At 73.3% G+C, this 13,437-nt stretch carries 10 protein-coding genes and 1 pseudogene; 7 read left to right on the top strand and 4 right to left on the bottom strand.

Features of this window, described 5'->3' with window-relative positions; genetic code table 11:
• Positions 1-47: 47 nt before the first annotated feature.
• On the bottom strand, positions 48-602 hold the full coding sequence (locus tag C3486_RS01460; protein ID WP_103830741.1) for a TetR/AcrR family transcriptional regulator: 555 nt from the start codon (positions 600-602) through the stop codon (positions 48-50).
• A 666-nt stretch (positions 603-1,268) separates the two neighbouring features.
• Between C3486_RS01460 and C3486_RS01455 the strand changes: the two genes are divergently transcribed.
• From C3486_RS01455 to C3486_RS01435, 5 genes are all read left to right on the top strand, one after another.
• On the top strand, positions 1,269-1,841 hold the full coding sequence (locus tag C3486_RS01455) for a (2Fe-2S)-binding protein (protein WP_103830657.1): 573 nt from the start codon (positions 1,269-1,271) through the stop codon (positions 1,839-1,841).
• Positions 1,838-2,830 (top strand): xanthine dehydrogenase family protein subunit M, encoded by a 993-nt coding sequence (locus C3486_RS01450; protein ID WP_103830656.1) that lies wholly within the window; start codon positions 1,838-1,840, stop codon positions 2,828-2,830. The genes C3486_RS01455 and C3486_RS01450 overlap by 4 nt, the downstream gene beginning before the upstream one ends.
• The gene (locus C3486_RS01445; RefSeq protein ID WP_103830655.1) at positions 2,827-4,962 is read left to right on the top strand and encodes a xanthine dehydrogenase family protein molybdopterin-binding subunit; all 2,136 of its coding nucleotides are present in this window, start codon (positions 2,827-2,829) and stop codon (positions 4,960-4,962) included. Before C3486_RS01450 ends, C3486_RS01445 begins: the two co-directional genes overlap by 4 nt.
• A gap of 139 nt (positions 4,963-5,101) precedes the next feature.
• Positions 5,102-6,364, top strand: coding sequence for an XdhC/CoxI family protein (locus C3486_RS01440; RefSeq protein WP_103830740.1), 1,263 nt, complete (start codon positions 5,102-5,104; stop codon positions 6,362-6,364).
• Positions 6,365-6,582: 218 nt separating this feature from the next.
• On the top strand, positions 6,583-7,041 hold the full coding sequence (locus C3486_RS01435) for a Pycsar system effector family protein (protein ID WP_103830739.1): 459 nt from the start codon (positions 6,583-6,585) through the stop codon (positions 7,039-7,041).
• Positions 7,042-7,069: 28 nt separating this feature from the next.
• Here the strand turns inward: C3486_RS01435 and C3486_RS37800 are convergent, their stop codons facing one another.
• Positions 7,070-7,540 carry a carboxyl transferase domain-containing protein gene (locus C3486_RS37800; protein ID WP_258052524.1) on the bottom strand — a complete coding sequence of 157 codons (471 nt, stop codon included), beginning with the start codon at positions 7,538-7,540 and terminating at the stop codon, positions 7,070-7,072.
• Between the two features lie 62 nt (positions 7,541-7,602).
• A pseudogene (locus tag C3486_RS37105) lies at positions 7,603-10,419 on the bottom strand (carboxyl transferase domain-containing protein); the annotation flags it as partial.
• On the opposite strand from C3486_RS37105, the gene C3486_RS01415 reads away from it, so the two are divergent.
• Both C3486_RS01415 and C3486_RS01410 read left to right on the top strand, forming a co-directional pair.
• Positions 10,365-11,123, top strand: a complete 759-nt coding sequence (locus tag C3486_RS01415; protein ID WP_103830654.1) for a TetR/AcrR family transcriptional regulator — start codon at positions 10,365-10,367, stop codon at positions 11,121-11,123. The pseudogene C3486_RS37105 and the gene C3486_RS01415 sit on opposite strands and share 55 nt — an antisense overlap.
• Before the next feature lie 2 nt (positions 11,124-11,125).
• A complete protein-coding gene (locus C3486_RS01410) occupies positions 11,126-12,778 on the top strand; it encodes an AMP-binding protein (protein ID WP_103830653.1) in 1,653 nt (550 codons plus the stop codon).
• Here the strand turns inward: C3486_RS01410 and C3486_RS01405 are convergent.
• Positions 12,726-13,424 (bottom strand): HAD family phosphatase, encoded by a 699-nt coding sequence (locus C3486_RS01405; RefSeq protein WP_103830652.1) that lies wholly within the window; start codon positions 13,422-13,424, stop codon positions 12,726-12,728. The genes C3486_RS01410 and C3486_RS01405 overlap by 53 nt on opposite strands.
• Positions 13,425-13,437 lie beyond the last annotated feature (13 nt).

Here is a 13,437-nt window from a genome sequence, read left to right as displayed (position 1 = left end):
ACGGTCGCTCAGCCGCGCCGCAGGTCGTAGGGGTTCCGTACGGCTGCTCAGCCGCGCCGGGCGCCCGCCCGCAGGCCGTCCATGACGAGGTCCAGCAGCCGGGCGGCGCGGGTCTGCCAGTCGCCGTGCGGGTCGATCTGCCAGAGGCCGGCGATGGCGAGGAGGAAGTCGTCCGGGGTGACCCCCGGGCGGATCGTGCCCGCCTCCTCGTTAGCCGTCAGGAGGAGGGTGATGGCCGAGGTCAGCGGCGCGTGGCCCAGACCGGCGAGGCTGCCGCGGGAACAGGTGGCCCTGCGCATCGCGTCGGCGAGCCCGGCCTTGGCCATCGCGTACTGGGCGAGGCGGTCCATCCACTCGCGCAGGGCCCGGTCGGGCGCGCGGGTCGCCAGCAGCTGGGCCGCGGTGTCGGCGACCTGCTGCACCTCGTAGCGGTAGACCTCCAGGACGAGGGCCTCGCGGTTGGGGAAGTTGCGGTAGAAAGTGCCCTGGCCGACGCCCGCCTTCTTCGCGATCGCGCTGAGCGGGGCGTCCGCCGAGTGCGTCAGCTCGGCGAGCGCCACCTCCAGGATGCGCTCGCGGTTGCGCTGCGCGTCCGAACGCAGGGGTGCGTCCTTCCGCGCCTCCGTACCCGCCTCCGGCCTCGCGGACCCATGGGGCTCGCCCCCGTGCGTCTCGCTCCCGTGCGTCTCGCTCCCGTGCGTCTCGGTCCCGCGCGTCCCGGCTTCCGTGTCCGGCCGTCCCGCCGTGTCCGCTTCCCGCCGTTCCGCCGCGTCCGCGCAGGTCTGCGCGTCGTCCCGCGCGTCCCTCCTCCGGTGCACTCGCCCTCCTTCCCGAGCAGCCGTCGGTCGTAGGGAATTACCCCGGAACGGCCTTGCTAAGCGGACAACTGTCCGCTAGGTTCAACGCTAACGGACAGCTGTCCGCTTGGGCTCACCATAGCGGCAGACGCGGTCGGAGGGGGACGGCCGGTGGTTCGCCGTGACCCGTTCCTCGCCCCTCGCGTGGGCCGCCGGTTCCGCACCGGGCGCAGCTCCGCACCGTGCCAGCCCCTTCCCGGACCGTTCGAGGGACCGCCCGACCATCGCCCCAGCTCGACCCAGCCTCACACCATCGTCACCTCGATACCTCGACCTCGCGACATCTCGACAATCAGAGATTTGGCAATTCAGGCACCCCGATCATCAGGCACCTCGACGTCACGACACCTCGACACCCGCCGCGCACTCCGTGTCCGGCCCTCACGACCCACAGGCGAAAGAAGGCTGCCCATGCCCCCATCGACGTCCAGCGCCATCACCTTGCACATCAACGGAGAGAAGTACACGCTGCCCGTCGATCACCGCACCACCCTGCTCGACGCCCTGCGCGAGCGGCTCGACCTGACAGGTACGAAGAAGGGCTGTGACCAGGGCCAGTGCGGTGCCTGCACGGTCCTGATCGACGGCCGCAGGGCCGTCTCCTGCCTGCAGCTCGCGGTGGCCGCCGAGGGGCGCGAGATCACCACCATCGAGGGCGTGGCCGACGGCGACGAACTGCACCCTGTGCAGCAGGCGTTCCTCGACCTCGACGGTTACCAGTGCGGCTACTGCACGCCGGGGCAGATCTGTTCGGCCCTCGGTGTGATCCAGGAGCACGCGGCCGGCTGGCCGAGCGCGGCCACCGACGACGTACGGCCCGAGGCCGGGCCGCCGCCCCTCACGGCGGAGGAGATCAGGGAGCGGATGAGCGGGAACCTGTGCCGCTGCGGCGCGTACGTGTCCATCGTCCAGGCGGTCGCGCGGGCGGCCGAGGCCGAGGCCGCCGACGGCGGCGCCAAGTCCGAGGCGGGTGCCGCGGTATGAGGGAATTCGGATACCAGCGGGCCGTCGACGTCTCCGGCGCGGTCGCGCTGCTCGACGCGGAGCCCGACGCACGGTACCTCGGCGGCGGCACCAACCTAGTCGACCTGATGAAGACCGGTGTGGAGCGCCCCGCCGGCCTGATCGACGTACGTGAACTGCCGCTGAACACCATTGAGTTGACGGACGACGGCGGGCTGCGCATCGGCGCCACCGTCACCAACAGCGACCTCGCCGCGCACCCCGAGGTGCGGCGCCGCTACCCCGCGCTGGCACAGGCCGTGCTCGCCGGTGCGTCCGGTCAGCTGCGCAACATGGCCACGGTCGGCGGGAACCTCCTCCAGCGCACCCGCTGCGGCTACTTCACCGACCTGGCCAAGCCGTGCAACAAGCGCACCCCCGGCAGCGGCTGCTCCGCCATCCAGGGCGAGCACCGCAACCACGCGATCCTCGGCGCCAGCGCACACTGCGTGGCCACCCACCCCTCGGACATGGGCGTGGCGCTCAGCGCGTTCGACGCGGTCGTCTCCTACGAAACGACCGAAGGACCCGGTGAGTTGGCGCTCGCGGACTTCTACCTCCCGGTGGGGGAAACCCCGCACCTGGAGACCGCGCTGCCGGCCGGCGCGCTGATCACCGCCGTCACGCTCCCGCCGGCCCCGGTCGCCGCCGTCTCGCGGTACCGCAAGGTGCGCGAGCGTGCCTCGTACGCCTTCGCGATCGGCTCGGTGGCCGCCGCGCTCGACGTGCGGGACGGCCACGTGCACGACGTGCGGCTGGCGTTCGGCGCTGTCGCGTCCCGGCCCTGGCGGGCGCGCGAGGCCGAGGCCGCGCTGTGCGGCGGCCCCGCGACCGCCGAGGCCTTCGCCGCCGCGGCGGACGCCGAGCTGGCCGCCGCCGAGCCGCTGCCCGACAACGCGTACAAGGTGACGCTCATGCGCAACCTCGTCGTGTCCGTACTGACCGAGCTCGCCGAGGAGGCCACCCGATGACCACTGCGACCGGAACGCCCGCGGTGACCGGGGCCGTCGGCACCGCGCGCACCCGCGAGGAGGGCCTGGCCAAGGTCACCGGCGCGGCGCGCTACGCGGGCGAGATCCCCTTCGCCGAACTCGCGCACGGCTGGCTGGTGCTGTCCACCATCGCGCGCGGCCGCATCCGCTCCGTCGACGTGGACCCCGTACTGGCCATGCCCGGCGTGCTGGAGGTCCTGCACCACGGCAACGCACCCCGCGTCGACACCGACTACGTGGGCCTGCTCGGCAAGCCCGACCCGACCATCGCGGTCTTCCAGGACGACCGGGTGCCGTACGTGGGCTGGCCGGTAGCACTGGTCGTCGCCGAGACGTCCGAGCAGGCCAGGGAGGCCGCCGAGGCCCTGGTGGTGGAGTACGACGAGGAGCCGCACGACGTGGCGTTCGAGGCCGGCAGGCCCGATGCGTACACACCGGACGGCTCCGTCGCGGAGAAGGGCGACATCGAGGCCGAGCTCGCCGCTTCCGCCGTCGTCGTGGACGAGGAGTACACCACTCCCGAAGAGCACCACGCCATGCTGGAGCCGCACGCGGCGACGGCCCGGTGGGACAGCGGCCGCCTGGAGGTCTTCGACTCGAACCAGGGCACCACCTGGGTGGTGGGCGAGCTGGCGAACCTCTTCTCGCTCGACCCGTCCTCGGTGCGAGTGCGGTCCGAGCACGTCGGCGGCGGTTTCGGCTCCAAGGGCGTACGCGTCCACCAGGTGTGCGCCGTGATGGCGACGACCGTCCTGCACCGCCCGGTCCGCGTCGTGCTGACCCGCCGACAGATGTTCTCGCTGACCGGCTACCGCAGCCCCACCGCACAGCGGGTCCGGCTCGGTGCCGACGCCGACGGGCGGCTGCGCGCCTTCGGGCACGAGGCCCACAACCTCACCTCGACGGTGCACGACTTCGTCGAGCCGAGCGCCAACGTGGGACGCGTGATGTACGAGGCGGACGCGCACCACAGCGTCAACCGCGTCGTACGGCTCGACGTGCCGACGCCGACCTTCATGCGCGCGCCGGGCGAGGCGCCGGGCTCCTTCGCGATGGAGTGCGCGCTCGACGAGCTCGCCGAGAAGGCCGGCATCGACCCCATCGCGCTCCGCGTCCGCAACGAACCGGACGTCGGGCCGCTGTCCGGCCTGCCGTTCAGCAGCCGCAACCTGCTCTCCTGCTTCCAGGAGGGCGCCGACAGGTTCGGCTGGGCGGACCGCGACCCCCGGCCCGGGGTGCGCCGCGAAGGGCGCTGGCTGCTCGGCACCGGCATGGCGGCGGCCGCCTTCCCGTCCAACGCGATGCCGTCCACGGCGTCCGTGACGGCGGAGGCCGACGGCACCTTCACCGTACGGATCAACGCGGCGGACATCGGCACCGGTGCGCGCACCGCGATCACCTCGATCTCCGCCGACGCGCTGGAGGTGGCGCCGGAGCGGGTCCGCGTACGCATCGCGGACAGCGACTTCGGCCCGGCCGGTATCGCCGGCGGCTCGATGGGCACCCGCTCCTGGGGCTGGGCCGTCACGGTCGCGGCACGCGAACTGCGGGAGCGGCTGGCCCTCGGCGGTGCCATCCCGCCGGAAGGCATCACGGTGCGCTCGGACACCACCGAGGCCATCGGCGCGCTGGCGAAGAAGGAACGCCACTCCTTCGGCGCCCAGTTCGCCGAGGTGGCGGTGGACGTCAGCACCGGCGAGGTACGCGTACGGCGGATGCTCGGCATCTTCGCGGCGGGCCGCATCATCAACCCGCTGACCGCGCGCAGCCAGCTCATCGGCGGGATGACCTGGGGCCTTTCGATGGCCCTGCACGAGGAGGCGGTACGTGACGCCGCCTCGGGCGGGCACGTCGGCCCCGACCTCGCGGGCTACCACTTCGCCGCCAACGCCGACGTGCCGGTGATCGAGGCGGACTGGGTGAGCGACGAGGACCCGGACGACCCGGTCGGCATCAAGGGCGTCGGCGAGATCGGCATCGTGGGCGCCGCGGCCGCCATCGCCAACGCGGTCTGGCACGCCACCGGCGTACGCCACCGCCACCTGCCGATCCGCCCGGACCGCGTCCTGCTCGCGGGGGCTCCGGCAGCCGAGGCCGCCGTGCAAGGCTGAGTACCGGCACCGAGTGGATGCGGGCCCGGGGGCTTCCGGCCCCTGGCCCCGCACCCACCCCACCACCCACCAACTCACCCACCACCCGCTGACCGTCGTTCCGTCGCGCCCCGATCCGCAGACCGACGAGGAGACCACCATGCTGGACATCGCCGAGGAACTGCACCGATGGGCCGAGCAGGGCCGGGACTTCGCCGTCGCCACCGTCGTGGCCGTCGGCGGCAGCGCACCGCGCAGCCCCGGCGCGGCCCTCGCCGTCGACAGCGAGGGCACGGCCATCGGCTCCGTCTCCGGAGGCTGCGTGGAAGGCGCGGTGTACGACCTGTGCACCCAGGCCCTCCAGGACGGCACCACGGTGCGCGAACGCTTCGGGTACAGCGACGAGGACGCCTTCGCCGTCGGCCTGACCTGCGGTGGAGTCGTCGAGGTACTGGTCACGCCGGTACGCGCCGACGCACCGGACCGGCCGGTCCTCGCGGCGGCGCTCGCGGCCGCCGCGGCGGGCGGTACGGCGGCGGTCGTCCGCGTCGCCGAGGGCCCGGCTCACCTGCTCGGCCGCGCACTGCTGGTACACCCCGACGGCTCGTACGAAGGCAGCCTCGGCGAGGGGCCCGACCTGGACCGGGTGGCGGCTGCGGAGACACAGGCCATGCTGGCCACCGGCCGCACCGGCACGTTCCCCGTCGCAGCGGACGGAACCCACTGCGAGACGGACCTGACGCTCTTCGCCGAGTCCAGCGTGCCCCCGGCCCGGATGATCGTCTTCGGCGCCATCGACTTCGCCGCCGCACTGGTGCGCGTGGGCAAGTTCCTCGGCCACCACGTGACGGTGTGCGACGCCCGCCCCGTCTTCGCCACCCGGGCCCGCTTCCCGGAAGCCGACGAGATCGTCGTCGACTGGCCGCACCGCTACCTCCGCCGCACCGGCACCGACGACCGCACGGTCCTCTGCGTCCTCACCCACGACGCCAAGTTCGACGTCCCCCTGCTGGCGGAGGCGCTGAGCATGCCCGCCGCCTTCATCGGCGCGATGGGCTCCCGCCGCACCCACGAGGACCGCAACCGCCGCCTCCGCGAAGCCGGCGTCACCGAAACCCAGCTCGCCCGCCTCCGTTCCCCCATCGGCCTCGACCTCGGCGCCCGCACCCCCGAGGAAACCGCCCTCTCCATAGCCGCCGAAATCATCGCCACCAGGCACGGAGGCACAGGCGTCCCCCTCACGGGAGCAACCGTCCCGATCCACCGCACGCGCGAACGGGGGGAGGGGCGGCGGCGTGAGGGACCGGCGAGCGTGACGGGCCTCCTGGTGCCCGGGCCGGCGCTGGCGTACAACTCCTCCGGACGGGCCGGCCGGGCGAGCACCAGGAGGACCAGGGATGCTGACGGAAGACAGCTGGCGTGAGTTACAGGACCAAGGGACGTTACGACGGTTCCCGGCGCGCAGTGTGATGCTCAGGCAAGGGGCCCGCAAGGCGCCGAAGTCCTTCAGCGGCTGAATGGCGACCACCACGCCGGAGTGAACGGCACATCCCGGGAGCACTGGTGACGTGCGCGGGGCCGGTCGGGCCCAGGGCAGGGACGGAGGCCCGGCTCCCGTCGGCGGCCCGGGCGGGCGTACCGGTGCTGACGCGGGAACTCATCGCCCAGAACCACACCGAGATCGGGCGGGCCGACGGCAAGGCGTCCGTCCTGCTCGCGACCGGCGGCTCCCTGCTCGGGCTGCTGCTCATGCGCCGGCCGGCGGACGCCTCGTGGGCCCTCCCGCTGTGGTGGGCGGCGGTCATCGGCGCGACCGGTGCGCTGCTGCTGATCCTGATGGCCCTCGTGCCACGCCGGGGAGCCACGCTGCGCGGCAGCACACAGGTACTGGCGTACTACGAGGACGTGGTCAGGGCCGAGAGCAGGGCGGAGCTGTCGGTGGCACTGCGGCGCGACGGGGACGACCCGCAAGCACGGCTGTCCCGTGCGCTGACGGACACCAGCAGGATCGCCCACGTCAAGAACCTGTACGTGCGCTGGGCCGTGCTGTTGCTCCTCCCGGCGGTCACGGCCATGATCCTGGCGCTCGCACCCGGCTGACCCCCGGGCGGGGCCAGCCGGGCGCTCGTCACCACGTATCCACAAACCCCCGCCCCCGCCCCGCCATGTCCACATCAGCGTGCTCCGCGCGGTATCCCTCCAGTGCCGACGTGATCCAGTCGCGTGAGGAGGCCGGGTCGATGACGGCGTCGATTTCGAGGGCGGCGGCTGCGTTGACGGCTTTGCCGTGGTCGTAGAGTTCGGCGACGCGGGCTTCGAAGGCGGCTTGGCGGGCCGCCGGGTCGGGGATGGCTTCGAGTTCCTTGCGGTAGCCCAGGCGGACGGCGCCTTCCAGGCCCATGCCGCCGAGTTCGCCGGTGGGCCAGGCGGCGGTGGCCAGAGGGGCGCGGGTGGAGCCGCCCATCATGGCCATCGCGCCCAGGCCGTAGGCCTTGCGGAGGACGAGGGAGACGACGGGGACGCGGAGGTTGGCGCCGGTGACGAAGAGGCGGGCGAAGTGGCGTACGGTGGCGTCGCGTTCGGCGTCGGGGCCGACCATGAGCCGGGGGTGTCGCACAGGGCCAGGACCGGCAGGCCGAAGGCGTCGCAGAGCTGGAGGAAGCGGGCGGCCTTGTCGGCGGCGTCGCGGTCGATGGCGCCGCCGAGGTGTTCGGGGTTGTTCGCCACCAGGCCCATCGGTCGGCCGGCGATGCGGGCGAGGGCGGTCACGATGCCGGTGCCGAAGCCGGCGCGGAGTTCCAGTACGGAGTCGGTGTCGGCCAGGCCGTCGATGACCCGGCGGACGGGGTAGGCGCGGCGCCGGTTCTCGGGGATGGCGTGGCGCAGGAGCCGCGGGTCGGGCGCCTCCCACTCCTCGGCCGGGCCGCGGAAGTAGGAGAGGTAGCGCTTGGCGGTGCGGACCGCCTCCGCCTCGTCGGCGACGGGGAGGTCGACGACGCCGTTCGGCACCTGGACCGAGAGCGGGCCGACCTCCTCGGGGGAGTACACGCCGAGGCCGCCGCCTTCGATCATTGCCGGGCCGCCCATGCCGATCGAGGCCTCGGGGGTGGCTATCACCACGTCGCAGCAGCCCAGGAGTGCGGCGTTGCCGGCGAAGCAGCGTCCGGAGGCGATGCCGACCAGGGGGACGAGGCCGCTGAGGCGGCCCATCTGATGGAACGTCATGATGTCGAGGCCGGCGATGGATGCGGTGTCGGTGTCGCCGGGGCGGCCGCCGCCGCCCTCGGCGAAGAGGACGACGGGGAGCCGGCGTTGCTCGGCCACGGACAGCATGCGGTCGGTCTTGCGGTGGTTGTTGTGGCCCTGCGTGCCGGCCAGCACGGTGTAGTCGTACGACATCGCCACGCACGGCGCGCCGTCGACCGTCCCGGTGCCGGTGACCATGCCGTCGGCCGGGGTCGAGGCGATCAGGTCGTCGAGGGAACGCCGCCTGCGCTGCGCCGCTATCGCCAGCGCGCCGAACTCGGTGAAGCTGCCCTCGTCGCAGAGGTCGTCGATGTTCTCGCGGGCCGTGCGGCGGCCGAGGCGGTGTCGCTTGGCGACTGCCTCCGGGCGTTGCGCGTCCAGGCCGATGGCGTGGCGCGCGAGTGCCTCGGCGAGGTCCGGGCGGATGGTCTCCGGGTCGATCTCGGCTGCCGTGGTGTCGTTGGTTGCGCCGCCTTCGGCCGGTTCGAGGGCTATGAGTGGCTGTCCCTCGGTGGGTGTGTCGCCCACCGCGGTGCGGACGGCGCGGATGATGCCCGCGGTCGGGGCCGTCACGACGTGCTCCATCTTCATCGCTTCGAGGACGAGGAGGGGATGGCCGGCCGGGACGGTGTCGCCGGGTGCGACGTTGACGGTGATCACGGTGCCGGACATGGGGGCCGTGACGGAGTCGTCGTCGGCGGGGACGGTGGGCTGCGGTGTACCGGTGGGTTCGGTGACGAGTTCCGGCAGGTGTTCCGTCACCCAGGAGGTGTGCGTGCCGCCCGCGGCGAACTCCGGGTGGGCCAGGATCGCGCGCAGCAGCGGGATGCCGGTGCGTACGCCCTCGACCGTGAACTCCGCGAGCGCCTGGCGGGTGCGGTCGCACGCGGCGGTGAAGTCCGGTACCGGGACCCGCGTGACGACCTTGGCGAGGAGCGGGTCGTAGCGTGCGCCGACGGTCAGTCCACCGCGTGCGCCGGTGTCCACCCGTACGCCGGGGCCGGTCGGCACCTCGAAGCGGGTGAGGGTGCCGGCGGAGCCGCGTACGGTGCCGTCCGCCGTCGTCACCTCGGCGTTCACCCGGGCCTGCACCGCGAAGCCGCGGGGCGCCGGAGGGCCGTCGGCCAGGCCCAGGTCCGCCAGGGTGGCCCCGGCCGCCAGCCGCAGCTGTGCGTCGACCAGGTCGACGCCGGTCACCTCCTCGGTGACCGTGTGCTCGACCTGGAGGCGCGGATTGGCCTCCATGAAATGGAACTCCTCGCCGCGTACGAGGAATTCGAAAGTGCCGACACCGGAGTAGCCCACCTCGCGGGCCAACCGCAGGGCGCATTTCAGGAGTTGGTCGCGGACGTGCGGCGGCAGTGCGGGTGCGGGGGCGATCTCGATGAGCTTCTGGTGGCGGCGCTGGGCCGAGCAGTCCCGCTCCCACACGTGGGTGACCGCGCCCGTGGCATCGCCGATGACCTGCACCTCGATATGGCGGGCGCCGGTCAGCAGCCGCTCGACGTACAGGTCGCCGCGGCCGAAGCCGGCGGCGGCCTCCGAGCGGCAGCGCTCCCAGACCTCGGCAGCTCGGCGGCGTCCCGCGCCACGCGCATGCCGCGGCCGCCGCCCCCGCCGAGCGCCTTGACCATCACCGGGCCGCCGGCGCCCGGTCCCTCGGTCAGGAAGGCGCGGGCCTCGTCGAGCGTGGTGGGGCCGCTGGTGCCGGGCAGGACCGGTACGCCCAGGGAGTGTGCCAGGGCGCGGGCGCGTGCCTTGTCGCCGAAGAGGCCGAGCACGTCGGGGGAGGGGCCGACGAAGACCGGGCCGGCCTCGGCGCAGGCCCGCGCGAAGCCGGCGTCCTCGCTCAGGAACCCGTAACCCGGGTGCACGTACGCACAGTCCGCGGCCTGCGCGACGGACAGCAGGGCCGCCGCGTCGAGGTAGGCGGCCGGGCCGGAGCCGGGCAGCGGACGGGCCTCGTCGGCGAGCCGGACGTGCGGGGCCGCCGCGTCGTCCTCGGCGTACACCGCGACGCTGCGCAGTCCGGCCGCCGCGGCGGCGCGCACCACCCGGACGGCGATCTCCCCGCGATTGGCGATGAGTACGGCTGACCCCATTGAGCGAGCACCTCCACGCTGAGACGGCGCTGTCATGCTCATTGACATTGGCGTCAACGTCAATATGGTCGAGACGTGGCAGACACAGAGCGCTCCGCGTCCGGAGAGGCGCCGCGGCCCGGCAGGGCACCGGCGCGCGGGCACCGGCCCTGGGCGACCCGCACCGCCCGGGACCGCAGCGACACGCCGGTACGGCACCGGCTGCTGGACGCCGCCGAGGCGGTCTTCGCGCGCCGCGGCTACGGGCCCGCCACCATCGCCGACATCGCCGCCGAGGCCGAGCTGTCCCGCGCCGGCTTCTACGTCTACTTCGCGTCCAAGGAAGAGGTCTTCCGGGTGCTCGCCGTGCGGGTACGGGACGCCTTCCTCGCCGCGCAGGAGGTGCCGGACACCGATCCGGACGACGTCCGCGCGGTCGCGCGCGACTCCACCGCCGCGTTCATCGCCGCGTACGCCGGCCACCTGCCGCTGCTCCGGCTCATCGAGCAGCAGGCGCAGGGGGACCCGGAACTGCGCGAGCTGTGGCAGGAGATCAGCCGGCGGCCCACCCGGCGCACCGCCCGCTACATCCGCCGCCTGACGGAGGCCGGCCGGCTGGCGCCGGTGGCCGATCCGCTGGCCGTCGCGCACGCGGTGGGCGGGATGAGCGTGCAGTTCGCCCGGCTGGTCGCCGAGGACCCGGCCGCGTACGACGCCGCCGTGCGCGACGTCACCGCCATGTACCTGCACTTGCTCGGCGTCACCGGACCGGCGCCCGAGCAGTGTGCCGCACCGCCGCACGACGACGAGGGACACCAGGCGACAGAGGGACACCAGGCGATACCGGAGGAGTAGCAGTGAGCCGCGCGACGCGTATCGAGCACTACCTGACCGATCTCCGCACCCGGCAGGACCGGGCCCGCAGCGGCCGGCAGCCGGCCGTGATCCGGCCGCGGGCCGGCGAGCGGACCGTACCCGGTTACGTGCACCACTGGGCGACGACGGCACCCGGCCGCACCGCCCTCGTCTTCGACGGCCACGAGACGACCTACCGGGAGCTGGACGAGGCGTCCGACCGGCTCGCCGGATGGCTGGCGGCGCGCGGTGTGCGGCCCGGCGACCGGGTCGGCGTCCACCTGCCCAACTGCCCGCAGTTCCTCGTCGCGATGCTCGCCGTGCTCCGGCTGGGCGCGGTCCACGTACCCGTCAACCCCATGTTCAAGGCGGCCGAACTCCGGCACGAGCTGGCCGACTCCGGTGCCTGCCTCGTCATCTCCCGTACCGAACTCGCCGCTGCCGTCGAGGAGATACGCCCGGACACCCCGGTGCGCGAGGTGCTGCTCGCCGACACCGACGACTGGCGCGAGGCCCTCGCGCACGCCCCGCACGGCAGCATCGCCGACGACCCCGACGCGCTCGCCGCACTGAACTACACCGGCGGCACCACGGGTATGCCGAAGGGCTGCGAACACACTCAACGCCACATGGTCTACACGGCCACCGCCATCGACTCGGGGCGCGCCCTCGACCCTGCACCCGACGGCATCGTCTCCCTCTGCTACCTGCCCGTCTTCTGGATCGCGGGCGAGAACCTGGGCATCCTCGCACCCCTGGTCTCCGGCGGCACCAGCGTGCTGCTGCCGCGCTGGGACCCGGCGGCGGTCCTCGAGGCGCTGGAGCGGTACCGCGTCACGACCATGGCCGGCACCGTCGAGAACTACCTCGCACTCCTGGACCGCCCGGACCTCGCCGCACGTGACCTCGGCGCCTTCACCGCGCCGCTCACCGTGTCCTTCATCCGCAAGCTCACGGCCGAGGTGCGCGAGCGCTGGCGCCGCGCGGTGGGGGAGCACAGCGTGCTGCGCGAGGCGTCGTACGGCATGACCGAGACGCACACCAGCGACACCTCCACCCTCGGCTTCCAGGACGGCGACCGGGACCTGCTGAGCGAGCCCACCTTCTGCGGGCTGCCCGTGCCGGGCACGGACATCATGGTCACCGACTTCGCGACCGGCGAGCCGCTGCCGCTGGGCGAGCGCGGCGAGATCGTCGTACGCGGCCCGTCCGTCCTGACCCGCTACTGGCGCGCGCCCGCGGCCACCGAAGCGGCGCTGCGCGAGGGCTGGCTGCACACCGGCGACATCGGCAGCATCGACGAGGAGGGCTGTCTGCACTACCTCGGCCGCGACAAGGACATGATCAAGGTAAGCGGGATGAGTGTGTTTCCGACGGAGGTGGAGACGCTGCTCGGGCGCCACCCGGACGTGCTGGCCGCGGCCGTCGTCGCGGTGCCGGACGAGCGGCGCGGCCAGCGCCCGTACGCGTACGTGCGCACCGTGCCCGGCAGCACGCTCACGGCGGAGGAGCTGGGGGAGTGGGCGGGCGCCTCGATGGCGGCCTACAAGCTGCCCGTCATCGAGCTGACGGACGAGCTGCCGCTCACCGCCACTGGAAAGATCAGGAAGACGGAGCTCGCCGCGCGAGCCACGCGTACGCGGCCTGTGCCGTGAACTCCCGCTGACCGCCCTTGAAGAGGAGCCCGGCGGCCTCGAACGCCGGGTCTCCCGCGGTCTCCGGCACGTACGGGATCGCGATGCAGCGCATGCCGGCGCGGCGGGCCGCCTCCGCGCCGGGCGGCGCGTCCTCCAGCACCACACAGCTCTCCGGCGCCACCCCGAGCCGCAGCGCCGCCTCCAGGAAGACGTCCGGCTCGGGCTTGCCGCGCCCCACTTCCTCGGCCGACACCCGGGTGGTCAGCATCGCGTCGAGGTCCGTGCCGCCCAGCACGGCGTCGATCGCCGCCCGGGACGAGCCGGACGCCACGGCCATCGGGTGGCCGGCCGCGTGCAGCTGCTCCACGAAGGCCCGCATCTCGGGGAAGACCTCGGTGTGCGCCCCGGCCAGCTCCAGGTAGATCTCGTTCTTCCCGGCCAGCAGCTCCGTGACGGGCGCCTCGATCCCGTACTCCTTCTTCAGGATCTCCAGCGTTTCGCGCGTCCCGATGCCGATGAACCGGGTGTGGTGTTCCCAGGTGAAGCCGGTGATCCCGTACCGGGCCAGCAGCCGGCGCCCGGCCTCGTAATAGTTGGGTTCGCTGTCGACGAGGGTGCCGTCGAGGTCGAAGACGACGGGGGTGCGGGAGGGGTCGCTGCTCATGCCCCCAGGATGC

This window comes from Streptomyces sp. Ru73, assembly GCF_002920575.1.
In the GTDB taxonomy this organism is placed as follows: Bacteria; Actinomycetota; Actinomycetes; order Streptomycetales; family Streptomycetaceae; genus Streptomyces.
Note: the sequence above shows the minus strand (reverse complement) of the source record. Positions and strands in the feature narration are given on the sequence as shown.

Bases quoted from the DNA above. Each gene is read 5' to 3' on its own strand.
- C3486_RS01405 (WP_103830652.1), bottom strand. From the start codon at position 13,424: ATGAGCAGCGACCCCTCCCGCACCCCCGTCGTCTTCGACCTCGACGGC.
- C3486_RS37800 (WP_258052524.1), bottom strand. From the start codon at position 7,540: ATGGTCGGCCCCGACGCCGAACGCGACGCCACCGTACGCCACTTCGCC.
- C3486_RS01450 (WP_103830656.1), top strand. From the start codon at position 1,838: ATGAGGGAATTCGGATACCAGCGGGCCGTCGACGTCTCCGGCGCGGTC.
- C3486_RS01440 (WP_103830740.1), top strand. From the start codon at position 5,102: ATGCTGGACATCGCCGAGGAACTGCACCGATGGGCCGAGCAGGGCCGG.
- C3486_RS01455 (WP_103830657.1), top strand. From the start codon at position 1,269: ATGCCCCCATCGACGTCCAGCGCCATCACCTTGCACATCAACGGAGAG.
- C3486_RS01445 (WP_103830655.1), top strand. From the start codon at position 2,827: ATGACCACTGCGACCGGAACGCCCGCGGTGACCGGGGCCGTCGGCACC.